The sequence below is a fragment of the Pseudomonadota bacterium genome (assembly GCA_037200975.1).
In the GTDB taxonomy this organism is placed as follows: Bacteria; Pseudomonadota; Gammaproteobacteria; order Steroidobacterales; family Steroidobacteraceae; genus CADEED01.
The window spans coordinates 4,269,409-4,282,017 of sequence record JBBCGI010000001.1 but is presented as its reverse complement, the minus strand read 5'-3'; the positions used below and the strand labels follow the sequence as shown (position 1 = coordinate 4,282,017).

Annotated in this window: 13 protein-coding genes; 6 read left to right on the top strand and 7 right to left on the bottom strand. The window is 63.9% G+C overall.

What is annotated here, in order from left to right:
• Positions 1–22: 22 nt before the first annotated feature.
• From queF to WDO72_19185, 5 genes are all read left to right on the top strand, one after another.
• Entirely contained in the window at positions 23–412 is a 390-nt protein-coding gene (gene queF, locus WDO72_19205; protein ID MEJ0087802.1) for a preQ(1) synthase, read from the top strand.
• Between the two features lie 139 nt (positions 413–551).
• Positions 552–1,340 (top strand): RNA polymerase-binding protein DksA, encoded by a 789-nt coding sequence (dksA, locus tag WDO72_19200; protein MEJ0087801.1) that lies wholly within the window; start codon positions 552–554, stop codon positions 1,338–1,340.
• Between the two features lie 97 nt (positions 1,341–1,437).
• On the top strand, positions 1,438–2,364 hold the full coding sequence (gene gluQRS, locus WDO72_19195) for a tRNA glutamyl-Q(34) synthetase GluQRS (protein MEJ0087800.1): 927 nt from the start codon (positions 1,438–1,440) through the stop codon (positions 2,362–2,364).
• 58 nt (positions 2,365–2,422) lie between these two features.
• Entirely contained in the window at positions 2,423–2,929 is a 507-nt protein-coding gene (gene phaR, locus WDO72_19190) for a polyhydroxyalkanoate synthesis repressor PhaR (protein MEJ0087799.1), read from the top strand.
• A gap of 89 nt (positions 2,930–3,018) precedes the next feature.
• Positions 3,019–3,567 (top strand): zf-TFIIB domain-containing protein, encoded by a 549-nt coding sequence (locus WDO72_19185; GenBank protein ID MEJ0087798.1) that lies wholly within the window; start codon positions 3,019–3,021, stop codon positions 3,565–3,567.
• Between the two features lie 84 nt (positions 3,568–3,651).
• Here WDO72_19185 and pnp read toward each other — a convergent pair whose 3' ends face one another.
• The 7 genes from pnp to rimP form a co-directional block, all read right to left on the bottom strand.
• Positions 3,652–5,742, bottom strand: coding sequence for a polyribonucleotide nucleotidyltransferase (gene pnp, locus WDO72_19180; protein MEJ0087797.1), 2,091 nt, complete (start codon positions 5,740–5,742; stop codon positions 3,652–3,654).
• Between the two features lie 96 nt (positions 5,743–5,838).
• Positions 5,839–6,108 carry a 30S ribosomal protein S15 gene (gene rpsO, locus WDO72_19175; protein MEJ0087796.1) on the bottom strand — a complete coding sequence of 90 codons (270 nt, stop codon included), beginning with the start codon at positions 6,106–6,108 and terminating at the stop codon, positions 5,839–5,841.
• Between the two features lie 97 nt (positions 6,109–6,205).
• Positions 6,206–7,090: a tRNA pseudouridine(55) synthase TruB gene (gene truB / locus WDO72_19170; protein ID MEJ0087795.1), complete on the bottom strand. Its 885-nt coding sequence runs from the start codon at positions 7,088–7,090 to the stop codon at positions 6,206–6,208.
• Between the two features lie 18 nt (positions 7,091–7,108).
• Positions 7,109–7,507 carry a 30S ribosome-binding factor RbfA gene (rbfA, locus tag WDO72_19165; GenBank protein ID MEJ0087794.1) on the bottom strand — a complete coding sequence of 133 codons (399 nt, stop codon included), beginning with the start codon at positions 7,505–7,507 and terminating at the stop codon, positions 7,109–7,111.
• Positions 7,507–10,059, bottom strand: a complete 2,553-nt coding sequence (infB, locus tag WDO72_19160) for a translation initiation factor IF-2 (protein MEJ0087793.1) — start codon at positions 10,057–10,059, stop codon at positions 7,507–7,509. The genes rbfA and infB overlap by 1 nt, the downstream gene beginning before the upstream one ends.
• Before the next feature lie 8 nt (positions 10,060–10,067).
• Positions 10,068–11,567, bottom strand: coding sequence for a transcription termination factor NusA (nusA, locus tag WDO72_19155; protein ID MEJ0087792.1), 1,500 nt, complete (start codon positions 11,565–11,567; stop codon positions 10,068–10,070).
• Between the two features lie 15 nt (positions 11,568–11,582).
• A complete protein-coding gene (gene rimP / locus WDO72_19150; protein ID MEJ0087791.1) occupies positions 11,583–12,038 on the bottom strand; it encodes a ribosome maturation factor RimP in 456 nt (151 codons plus the stop codon).
• 245 nt (positions 12,039–12,283) lie between these two features.
• On the opposite strand from rimP, the gene WDO72_19145 reads away from it, so the two are divergent.
• Positions 12,284–12,607 (top strand): PadR family transcriptional regulator, encoded by a 324-nt coding sequence (locus WDO72_19145; GenBank protein ID MEJ0087790.1) that lies wholly within the window; start codon positions 12,284–12,286, stop codon positions 12,605–12,607.
• The last annotated feature ends 2 nt before the right edge of the window (positions 12,608–12,609 follow it).

Genomic DNA, 12,609 nt, shown 5'->3' with positions numbered 1-12,609 from the left:
CCCTGCGCATCACTACATCAACATGTCCACGCAACCCTCCACGCACCTTGAGACTTTTCCAAATCCGGCGCGCGAAACCGACTACACGATCCGCATGACATTGCCGGAGTTCACCTGCCTGTGCCCGAAGACCGGCCAACCCGACTTTGCCACTTTCGAACTCGAATACGTGCCCGACGAACTGTGCATCGAACTCAAGGCGATCAAGCTGTACCTGTGGTCGTTCCGCGACCGCGGCGCCTTCCATGAGGCGGTCACCAACCAGATTGCCGACGACCTGGCGAATGTGTGCACACCCCGCTTTCTGCGGCTAGTGGGCAAATTCAACGTTCGGGGTGGGATCTACACGACAGTTGTCGTTGAGCGCCGACGTCCAGGCTGGAAAGCGGCCCCGGCGGTCGAATTGCCCTGATTCGGCGCTAAAAAATCGGCCCAGAAATCACTGATTCGACGGGGCTTTCATGCCGCTGTACACGCAAAAACTCGCCGGTATAATCCCGCGTCCTGCAAACCGGCCCCCTTCCCCGTAACCGGGCCTGGAGCGACAAACAATGCCGACCAAGCGAGCGGCTGCAAAGCCCGCCAAGCCGAAGAAAGCCGAGAAACCCAAATTGACCGCAAAGAAGCCGGTAGCTAAATCCGTAGCCGCCAAATCGCCTGCCAAACCCGCTCCCACGAAGGCACCCGCCGCGAAGCCCGTCGCAAAGGTTGCCGCGGTTCCCAAGCCCGCCCCCATCGCGAGCGCCTCCTCCAGTGCAACGCCGGTTGCGCAGGCGATCCGCAAGGCAGCGCCTGCAGAACGCATCGTCGTGACCGCCACGGGCGTACCGTCCTCACAGAGCACGCTCGCCGCGCGCGCCGCCGCCGCCAACGAGAGCGGTGACGACGACGACGCCAGCAGTCTGCTGGCAGGCCCGCGCAACGTTCAGCCGTACATCGCCAAACGTGGCGAGGCGTACATGAACAAGGAGCAGCTCGAGCACTTCAGGAACATCCTGAATGGCTGGAAGCGCGACCTGATGGTAGAAGTGGATCGCACCGTCTCTCACATGAAAGACGAAGCGGCGAATTTTCCCGATCCCAATGACCGCGCCACGCAGGAAGAGGAATTCAGCCTCGAACTGCGCACACGCGATCGCGAGCGCAAGCTCATCCGCAAGATCGACGAAGCGTTGAAACGTGTCGAAGACGGCTCGTACGGCTACTGCCTCGAGACCGGCGAGGAGATCGGCGTGAAGCGTCTCGAAGCGCGGCCCGTGGCCACGCTGACGATCGAAGCGCAGGAACGTCGCGAGCGCCGCGAACGGCAGTACGGCGATCGAGACGACCGATACCGTTGATCGGTACGCGTCACGGCTTCCCTGAAGCTGCACGAACGGCGCCGTCTCGGCGCCGTTTTGCTTTGTGGGCACCGCCGCCGTGGGCTGGCAGATCCCGATGACATCTCGCGAAGCGGGCCGTTTTGCTCCCTCTCCTACCGGGCCCCTTCATCTGGGTTCGCTGCTGGCCGCAACCGGCAGCTATCTCGACGCGCGGGCACGCGGCGCGCGCTGGCTGGTGCGCATCGAGGATCTCGATACGCCTCGCGTCGTGCCCGGCTGCGCCGACGAAATGTTGCGCACGCTCGACGCGTACGGATTCGAGTGGGACGGCGCGGTGCTCTACCAGAGCACGCGCCGTGAAGCGTACCGCGCTGCACTTGCCCAGCTCGCGGCGGCGGGGCGGATCTTCGCCTGCAGCTGTTCGCGCAAGGAGCTGGCCGGAGGCAACCCCGCGGGTGGCGACGGTCAGCCACAGGGCTACCCGGGGACGTGCCGCCATGGACCCTCCCGCCCTGGACCTGCCGCGCAGCGCTTCCGCGTGAGCGACCGGACCTTGCAGTTCGACGACCTGTTCCTGGGCGCACAGGAGTTCGAGCTCGCAGCCTGCGGCGACGTCGTGCTCGAACGCCGTGACGGGTTGCCTAGCTACCAGCTGGCGGTGGTGGTCGACGACGCGTTCCAGGAAATCACGCGCGTGGTGCGCGGCGCCGACCTGCTGACCAGCACGCCGTGGCAGATCGACCTGCAGGACGCCCTCTCCCTGCCCCGCCCTAGCTACGGGCACCTGCCGCTGGTGCTGGAACCGGATGGCGCCAAACTATCCAAGTCGGGCCGGGCGGCCCCGCTCGATCCATCCGCGGTGACCCGGGCGTTAACCTCCACCCTTACGCTTTTGTCCCAGACCCCACCGCCCGACCTGAGCGGCAGCTCCATCAAAGATGTGTGGAATTGGGCAGTTGCGCACTGGAACCCGCAAGCGCTTGCGGGCCGCAGCCGCGCACCCCTGTCCGCCGCTGGCGACACAAAAGCAGTTTCTACCTAGAAAATTGTGGGGTGCAGCGAGAAGTACTAAGGTAGCCGTCCACAGGGAGGATGTCGGCATGAGCGAACCACGCGTCATCAAGAAATATCCGAACCGCCGTCTCTACGACACGGTGCAAAGCAAGTACATCACGCTCAGCGACATTCGATCGCTGGTGCTGGAACGCATCGAGTTCGTCGTCATCGACAAAAAATCGCAGGACGACATTACGCGCAGCATCCTGCTGCAGGTCATCGCCGAGCAGGAACACGGCGCCGATCCGGTGATGAGCCGCGACTTCCTCTCGCAGGTCATCCGCTCCTACGGCGGCAATCTGCAGAACATGTTGAGCAGCTATCTCGAACAGAGCATGAAGCTGTTCGGCTCCCAGCAACGCGAACTGCGCGACAAGGTCAAAGCCGTGGTCGGCATGGACCCGGTGGAGACCGTCGCCGGTGTCGCGCAGCGAAACTACCAGCGCTGGCGATCGGTTCAGGATGAAATCTTCCGCACGCTCATGAACGCCGCGGGACGCGGCGGCCGCGACGGCGAGGACAAGGCCTCGGACCAGGCCAACCACCAGTAACCCGTCCACCGGCTCACGTAGTTAGCTGCGGGCCTCGCGCTCCTTGAGGGAACGCGGGGCCTGTTCACATCGGGAGGGAGTGAAGAGCCATGGCACTCTGTCCACAGTGCGATCATTCCGTGCTGGTCCACACGTTGCTCACCGACCACCTGGCCGGCTACAGCTGCGGAAAATGCCTCGGCACACTCGTCAGCCTCGTCGCGTACCGGGCATGGCGCGAACACGCGGCGCGTGGCCCGATCGCGCCGACCGCCGTGGCGCTGCCGGATTTCGACGCGCCGGATTCCATCGGCGCGAAGAAATGCCCCAAGTGCCGCTCACTCATGAGCAAGTACCGGATCAGCGCCGAGAAGACCAATCGTCTCGACTATTGCCCGCATTGCGAAGAGATCTGGCTCGACGAGGGCGAATGGCAACTGGTCGAAGGCCTGGTGATGGCCGGCGAGTTCACGCGCGTGTTCACGCAGGCGTGGCAGTACGCCGTGCGCTCCACCGTCACAGGCGCGATGGAAGAACAGCGTTTGCGCGAAGTGCTGGGCGGCGATTACGAACGCGTCGTGCAGTTTGCGGAATGGCTGCAGTCGCAGCCTGCGAAGCAGGAAATCCTCGCGCGACTAACCCGGCGCGAAAGGAAATGACTGCGGGCTCACGCCCCACAACGGAAAACGCCGCCCGAAGGGCGGCGTCCGTGAATTGAAAATGGGGTGAACCCCGGTTTCCTATCAGTTGGAGGCGGGAACGTCTCTCATCGAAAGACGCACACGGCCCTGGCGGTCGACCTCGAGCACCTTGACGCGCACGCTGTCGCCTTCCTTCAGCTTGTCCGACACCTTCTCCACGCGCTCCTCGCTGATCTGCGAGATGTGCACCAGGCCATCGCGGCCCGGCAGGATGGTGACGAACGCGCCGAAGTCCATCAGGCGGGCGACCTTGCCTTCATAGATGCGGCCCACTTCGACATCGGCCGTGATCAGCTCGATACGCGCCAGCGCTTCGCGACCGGCGGCGCCCGAGACGCTCGCGATCTTGACCGTGCCGTCGTTCTCGATGTCGATCGTCGTGCCGGTCTCTTCGGTGATCTGGCGGATGACCGCGCCACCCTTGCCGATGACGTCGCGAATCTTTTCCGGATCGATCTTGATCGTGATGATCGAAGGCGCCCACTCGGACATCTTCTCGCGCGCACCGGTGATGACCTTGTTCATCTCGTCGAGGATGTGCAGGCGGCCTACTTTGGCCTGGGCCAGCGCGACCTTCATGATGTCGGCGGAGATGCCTTCGACCTTGATGTCCATCTGCAACGCGGTGACGCCGTCTTTGGAACCCGCGACCTTGAAGTCCATGTCGCCCAGGTGATCTTCGTCACCCAGGATGTCGGTGAGAACCTTGAACTTCGTGCCTTCCAGCACGAGGCCCATCGCGACGCCGGCGACCGGCGCCTTGATCGGCACGCCCGCGTCCATCAGCGACAGCGAAGCACCGCAGACAGAGGCCATCGACGACGAACCGTTCGACTCGAGAATTTCCGAGACGATGCGGATGACGTACGGGAATTTCTCCATGTCCGGCATCATCGCGGCGATACCGCGGCGCGCCAGGTTGCCGTGGCCGATTTCGCGGCGCTTCGGCGAACCCATCATGCCGGTTTCACCGACCGAGAACGGAGGGAAGTTGTAGTGGAACATGAACGGCTCGCGGCGTTCGCCTTCGAGCGCGTCGATGATCTGCGCATCGCGGCCGGTGCCGAGCGTGGTGACCACCAGCGACTGCGTTTCGCCGCGCGTGAAAAGCGCCGAACCGTGGGTACGCGGCAACACGCCGACCTTCACGGTGATCGGACGCACGGTGACCGCATCGCGGCCGTCGATGCGCGGCTCACCGTTGAGGATGCGCTGGCGGACGATGTTGCTCTCGAGCTTGAAGAGCGAGTCATCGACGTTGTCGGCGGTGAACTTGGCAGCCTCACCCTCCGACAGAGCGGCGATCGCCGCGGCCTTGATCTCCTTGACCTTGGCGGAGCGCGCCTGCTTCTCGGTGATGAGATAGGCGTCGGACAGGGCTTTGGTCGCGTTGGCAGCAACGGCGGCATCGAGCTCCGCGCTGGCGGCGTTCGGCTTCCAGTCCCACTTCGGCTTGCCGACGGCGGCAACCATTTCGTTGATCGTCTTGATGGCGATCTGCATCTGTTCGTGACCGAACACGACGGCGCCCAGCATGACTTCTTCGGACAGGCCCGAAGCTTCGGACTCGACCATCAGCACCGACTTCGCCGTGCCCGCGACGACCAGGTGCAGCTCCGATTCCTTGAGCTCCTTCTGCGTCGGGTTCAGCGTGTACTTGCCGCCCTTGAAACCGACGCGCGCGGCGCCGATGGGGCCCGCGAACGGCACGCCGGCCAGCGACAACGCGGCCGAGGCGCCGAGCAGTGCGGGGATGTCGGAGTCGATATCCGGGTCCATCGAGACGACCAGCGCGACCACCTGGACTTCATTGAAGAAGCCATCGGGGAACAGCGGGCGGATCGGGCGATCGATGAGGCGCGAGGTGAGCGTCTCTTTTTCAGTGGGGCGACCTTCACGCTTGAAGAAGCCGCCGGGAATGCGGCCCGCGGCGTAGGTCTTCTCGACGTAGTTGACGGTCAGGGGAAAGAAGTCCTTGCCGGGCACCGCTTTCTTGGCGGCCACCGCGGTGACGAGGACGACGGTGTCGCCCATCGTCACGACCACCGAGGCACTCGCCTGGCGGGCGACTTCGCCGGTTTCGATCGTTACTGAATGTTGGCCGTACTGAAATGATTTCTTGAGAACGCTCACGCTTTGATTCCTTCACGAGGCCCAAATGCCTCGAGTGCGTTATGTCGGGGAAAACGAAAAAGGCCGCGCCTGATGCGCGGCCTTGCGGTTCGGTAGTTAGCGCCGGAGGCCCAGACGCTCTACGACCTCCTGATACTTCGCGGGCTTCGTAGCCTTCAGGTAGTCGAGCAACTTGCGGCGCTGGTTCACGAGCTTGACCAGCCCGCGACGCGATGCGTGATCGCGCTTGTGCGCGCCGAAGTGATCGCCGAGTCCGTTGATGCGCTCGGAGAGCAGCGCAATTTGTACCTCGGGCGAACCAGTGTCGTTGGCAGCGCGACGGAAGTCGGCAACCACACCGGATTTCTTTTCAGTGGCGAGAGACATCGTAGATTTGGTCCTTGAAAACTCGAGTTTATTTGCCTGGATTTTGCGGGCGCGAATTCTACCGAAAAGGTTCCGGAAAGCATAGGTTTAGCGCGCGTCAGGCACCGAGCAGCCGGCGCGGCTGCAAACGACCGTCCGGAAGCACTTCGGCCATCCCCAGGAACACGCCATCAGGCCCGTAAATGCGCACTCGCCGCCCGGGCGGTGCCGTCGCGCCGGTATCGCCTGAGACCGCCTGTCCGTGCCGCAGTGCGACGACCTGCTCCGCGGTGATCCGGACCTCTGGCAGCGTCCGCAAGGCCACATCGGGCGCCAGCAGTCGCTGGTCGCCAGTCCCGGCGGCGGCGAGTGCCGCCTCGAGCGAGCACATGGGCAAGCCTTCGAACGGCTCGACCCAGGCGCGACGCAGGCGGGTCAGAAATCCGGCTGTCCCGAGGCCACGCGCCAGGTCTTCGCCGAGCACCCGCACGTAGGTGCCCTTCGTGCATTCACAGGTCAGATCGAGCGCGTCGGCCCGGAAGCCGGTCAGTTCGAGCCGTTTGATCTCGAGAGTGCGCGGAGCGCGTTCGACTTCGATGCCCTGCCGCGCGAGTTTGTACAGCGGCTGCCCGTCGCGCTTGAGCGCCGAATACATGGGCGGAATCTGCGTTTGCGCGCCGCGAAACCGCGCCAGTGCCTGTTCGATCTGCGCGGCGTCGAGTGTGGGCACGGGCAGCCGCTCGACGATGTCGCCTTCGGCATCCCCGGTATCGGTGCGCGCACCCAGCTGGACGGTGAATTCGTAACACTTCGCGCCCGATTCGATCTCGGCGATCACCTTGGTCGCCTCGTCGAGGCACAGCGGCAACATGCCGGTGGCCATCGGATCGAGCGTGCCGACGTGACCGGCGCTCTTTGCGCCAAACGCCTTGCGCACGCGCTGCAGCGCGCCGTTCGACGTGAGGCCCTTCGGCTTGTCGAGCAGGAGGATGCCGTTCGGCATGCGGGATCGGGAGGCTAGCTACTCGGGATCGTCCGACTTCGGATCGCCCGAATCGGGTTCACGATGATCGCCTTTGACGGCGCCGTTGATGAGGCGCGTGAGTTTGTCGGCGTTTTCGATCTGCTGGTCGTAGATGAACTCGAGCTTCGGCGCGTGCCGCAACTGCAGCGCCCGACCGAGCTCGCCGCGCAGGAAACCCGCGGCGCGATTGAGCCCTTCGGTCACCTCGTCCGGCGTGTGTTTGTCGCCGAACGGCACGAACCAGATGCGCGCGGTCGACATGTCGGGCGCGACGCTGACCGAGGTCAACGTGATGTTGCCCACGCGCGGATCGCGCACTTCGCGCGACACGAGCGTGGACAGAACGCGCTGCATCTCGCCTTCGATGCGGCCCAATCTCTGCGACTTGGCGCTCATTACTGGATGCTACGAGCAACCTCGACGCGCGAATAACACTCGATCTGGTCGCCCACGCGCACGTCCTGGTAGTTCTTCACGCCGATGCCGCACTCGGTACCCGCACGGACTTCCCCGGCTTCGTCCTTGAAGCGACGCAGCGATTCGAGCGCACCTTCGAAGATGACCACGCTGTCGCGCAGCACGCGGATCGGGTTGTTGCGCTTGACCACGCCTTCGGTGACCAGGCAGCCGGCCACGACGCCGAACTTGCTCGAGCGGAACACTTCGCGAACCTGGGCCGTACCGACGATCGTTTCCTTGATCTCGGGTGCCAGCAAGCCGCTCAGCAGATCCTTCACGTAGTCGATGGCCTCGTAAATGATGCTGAAGTACTGCACCTCGACTTCGTTGTCCTTGATCGAATCGCGCGCGGCGGCATCCGCCCGCACGTTGAACCCGATGATCCGGGCCTTCGAGGCCGCGGCCAGCTGCACGTCGGAGATGGTGATGCCGCCCACGCCGCTGGCGATGATCTTCACCTGCACTTCGGCGGTGGCGAGTTTGTTGAGCGCGTCGCGCAACGCCTCGGCGCTGCCCTGCACGTCGGTCTTGAGCAGGATCGGGATGACACCGATCTTCTGCTCTTCCATCTGCCCGAAGACGTCCTGCATCTTGGAGGCCTGTTTCGCGAGCTTGACGTCGCGGAACTTGCCCTGGCGATACAACGCGACTTCGCGCGCCTTGCGTTCGTTTTCCACCGCGAGGAATTCGTCGCCCGCGTTCGGCGAGCCCTGCAGGCCCAGCACCTGCACGGGAATCGACGGCGCCGCGCTATCTACCGGCTTGCCGTTCTCGTCGAACATGGCGCGGACGCGGCCGAATTCATTGCCGGCGATGATCGGGTCGCCGAGCTTCAGGGTGCCGCGTTTGACGAGCACTGTGGCCACCGCACCGCGGCCTTTCTCGACCGAGGATTCGATCACGATGCCGGTGGCAAGCCCGTCGGCCGCGGCCGTCAGCTCGAGCACTTCCGCCTGCAGCAGGATGGCATCGAGCAACGCATCGACGCCCTGGCCGGTTTTCGCGGAAACCTGCACGAACATGTTGGTGCCACCCCATTCTTCGGCGATGACTTCGTGCTTCGAAAGCTCGGTGCGCACGCGATCCGGCTCGGCATCCGGTTTGTCGATCTTGTTCACGGCCACGACTATCGGAACACCCGCAGCCTTCGCATGTTGGATTGCTTCTATTGTCTGCGGCATCACGCCGTCGTCAGCCGCGACCACCAGGACGACGACGTCCGTGGCTTTCGCACCGCGCGCACGCATGGCGGTGAACGCCGCGTGGCCCGGGGTATCGAGGAACGTGATCATGCCCTTCGGCGTTTCCACGTGGTACGCGCCGATGTGCTGGGTGATGCCACCGGCCTCGCCCGCCGCCACTTTCGTGGTGCGGATGTAGTCGAGCAGCGAGGTCTTGCCGTGATCGACGTGGCCCATGACGGTGACGACGGGCGGACGCGGCGATTCGGTCTCGGGCGCTTCTTCGCCCTGCAGATCCTCTTCGACCTGGTCGCCCTTGAGGACCTTGGCGATGTGACCCATCTCTTCGACCACGAGCGTCGCGGTGTCGCGATCGATCGGCTGGTTGATGGTGGCCATCACGCCCATGTTCATCATGGTCTTGATGACTTCGGTCGCCTTCACGGCCATCTTCTGCGCGATTTCCTGCGGCGTGATGGTCTCGCCGATGGTGACTTCGCGCTTCATCGGCGCGGTGGGCATTTCGAAGGCGTGTTTGGCCTCCATGTTCACGCCACCGCTGCTGCGTTCCTTCACGCGCTTCTTTTTCTTGTTGCGCGCGCCGGCACCGGCCGCGACGTGCAGCTCCTGGCGTCCGTAACGGGTGTCCTTGGCCGGATCCACGGCCGCAACAGCAGCAGGCGCCTTGTCGGTCTTGTGCCGCTCGGGACGCGCGGGTTGCGCGGTCGCTTCCGCGCTCGCGCGGCGCTGCGCTTCGCTTTCCTGTTTGACGCGCGCCTCTTCCTGCGCACGGCGCGCATCGTCGGCCTGCTTCTTGCGCGTGGCCTCGTCTTCGATGCGGCGGCGGTTCTCCGCCTCCATGCGCTCGCTTTCCTTGCGCGCGGCTTCCAGTTTTTCGCGCTCGGCGGCTTCCTGCGCTTCGATTTCCTTGCGCTTGCCGTCGGCCTCGTCCTGGTGCTGCTTGTTCTGCTCTTCCAGAACGTCGCGCTTGATGTAGGTTTTCTTGTGGCGAACTTCGACGTTCACCGTGCGGGCGCGGCCCTGCGTGCTGGCCTGCTTGAGCTCGCTCTGCGTCTTGCGCGCCAGCGTGATCTTGCGCGGCGCGGATACGCCGACCTGGCTCTTGCTGGTGGGCTCCGAGGCGCCATGTGAGCGGCGCAGGTGCGTCAGCAGCTCGAGCTTCGCCTCGTCGCTGATGAGCGCCTGGGGACCTTCGACCTGGATGCCGGCGGACTCCAGCTGCACGAGCAGCCGGTCGACCGGTACCTTCAGGACTTCGGCAAATTGTGCAACGGTGACATCGCTCATAAAACTCCTCAGGCGCGACCGGCTTCGAACCAGATCTCGCGTGCCTTCATGATGAGCTTGCCGGCCTCTTCGGACGTGAGCCCCTCGATGTCTAACAAGTCGTCCACGGCCTGGTCGGCCAGGTCTTCACGCGTCCGCACGCCGCGACGCGCCAGCGCCAGCGCGAGGTCCGGTTTCATGCCTTCGAGCAGCAGCAGGTCGTCGGCCGGCATGCCGGACTCGAGCGTCTCCTCGCTGGCGATGGCCTGCGTAAGTAATACGTCGCGCGCGCGGTTGCGCAGCTCCTTGACCATCTCGTCGTCGAACTCCTCGATGTTGGCGAGCTCGGACTGTGGTAGATAGGCCACTTCCTCGACGGTCGAGAAACCTTCCTGCACGAGGATGGTCGCAACGTCCTCGTCGACGTCCAGCGACTTCTTGAATGCCTCGACCAGCGCCTTCGCTTCGGTTTCGCTCTTGGCCTCGGCGTCCGTCTCGGTCATGACGTTCAGGTCCCAACCCGTGAGCTGGCTCGCGAGACGGATGTTCTGCCCGCCGCGGCCGATGGCCTGCGAGAGTTTGTCCTCGGCGACCGCGATATCCATGCTGTGGGAATCCTCGTCGACCACGATGGACAGCACTTCGGCCGGCGACATCGCATTGATGACGAACTGCGCGGGAGTGTCGTCGTGCGGAATGATATCGACGCGTTCGCCGGCGATTTCATTCGACACGGCCTGCACGCGCGAACCGCGCATGCCGACGCAGGCGCCGACCGGATCGACGCGCGGCTCGAGGCTCTTCACCGCGATCTTGGCGCGCACGCCCGGATCGCGCGCGGCGCCCAGGATCTGGATGAGGCCCTGGCCGACTTCCGGCACTTCCAGCTTGAAGAGCTCGATGAGGAATTCGCGCGCGGTGCGCGTGAGGAACAGCTGCGGGCCACGCGGCTCGGAGCGGACTTCCTTGAGGAACGCCTTGATGCGGTCCTGGCTCTTGACGATCTCGCGCGGAATCATGTCGGTGCGCGGCACGAAACCTTCGGCGTTGCCGCCGAGATCGACATAGATGCCGTTGCGGTCGACGCGTTTGACGACGCCCGAGACCAGCGTGCCGACGCGGTCTTTATAGGCATCCACGACCTGCGAGCGCTCGGCCTCGCGCACCTTCTGCACGATGACCTGCTTCGCCTGCTGCGCGGCGATACGGCCGAAGATCACCGATTCCATCGGCTCTTCGACGAAGCCGCCGATCTCGGCCTCCTTGTTCATGTCCAGGGCATCTTCCAGGCGCAGTTCGCGCTGGGGCACTTCCATTTCCCGGGAGTCGTCGGCGAAGACCTTCCAGCGGCGGAAGGTGTCGTAGTCGCCGGTCTTGCGGTTGATGGAGACGCGCACGTCCCACTCTTCGCCGTGTTTCTTGCGGGTAGCCGACGCCAGCGCCGCCTCGAGCGCGTCGAAAATGATCTCCTTGTCGACGCTTTTTTCGTTCGACACGGCATCGACGACCAGCAGAATTTCTTTGTTCATGAAAAAACTTCCTAACTAGAGCGGCGCTAACCGCGCTTTACCTATCTCCGCGAGCTTCAGGCTCACCGAGAAATTGTCCACATCCAGATCGATACCCTCTTCATCCGCGCGGCGTATGACGCCCGTGTACCGCTTGCGTCCGTCGCGCGCCACCTTCAATTCCACCTTCACTCGCTCGCCCACGAACTGCGCGAAGTGCGCGGCCGTCCGCAGCACCCGATCGAGCCCCGGCGAGGACACTTCGAGCGAATACGCACCGGGAAACGGATCGTCGGCGTCGAGCAGCTCCGACACCAGGTGGCTCACATCGCCGCAGTCGTCGACATCGATGCCTTCGGGGCTGTCGATATAGATGCGCAACGTTCCCCCACCCGCGCCAGCCACGAACTCGATTTCGATCAGTTCGTAGCCGCGCCCGGCCAGCACCGGCTCGAACTGGGCGATGAGACGGTCATGAAGTGCCGTATCCACCCGCCCTCCAACAAAAAAGGGCCCCAAAGGCCCTCCCGAACACCCCGGCTCATCGAGGTTCCCCTAAATGACGCCGGTCCAAAAAAAACAAAAGCCCCATCGGGGCTTCGAGATCGCTTGGGTCATCGTGCGAGGCTGCTCCGCCCCCACCCACCGAGGGCGCGGATTGTACGGCACGCATTCAGATGTTGACAGACCATGCCTGATGCAAGTACCTTGCGACTCCAAGGTAGCTGTCTGAACCCATGAACATCACTGAAAAACTCGCGCCGATCCGCAAGGGCCTGCTCGAATTCGTAATCCTCAAGATCGTGGCCGGCGACAAGGTCTATGTCGCCGACATGCTCAAGCTGCTGGGGCCCACCGAATTCGCGACGCAGGAAGGCACGTTGTATCCGCTGCTGTCGAAGCTGCGGCGCGAGGAGCTGGTGGACTACGAGTGGCAGGAGTCGGAAGCCGGCCCGCCGCGTAAGTACTACAAGCTCACCCAGAAGGGCCGGACGCAACTGTCGACGCTCAACGATTACTGGAAAGATCTCAACCGCACACTCGCCGATTTCGGGAATTAAAA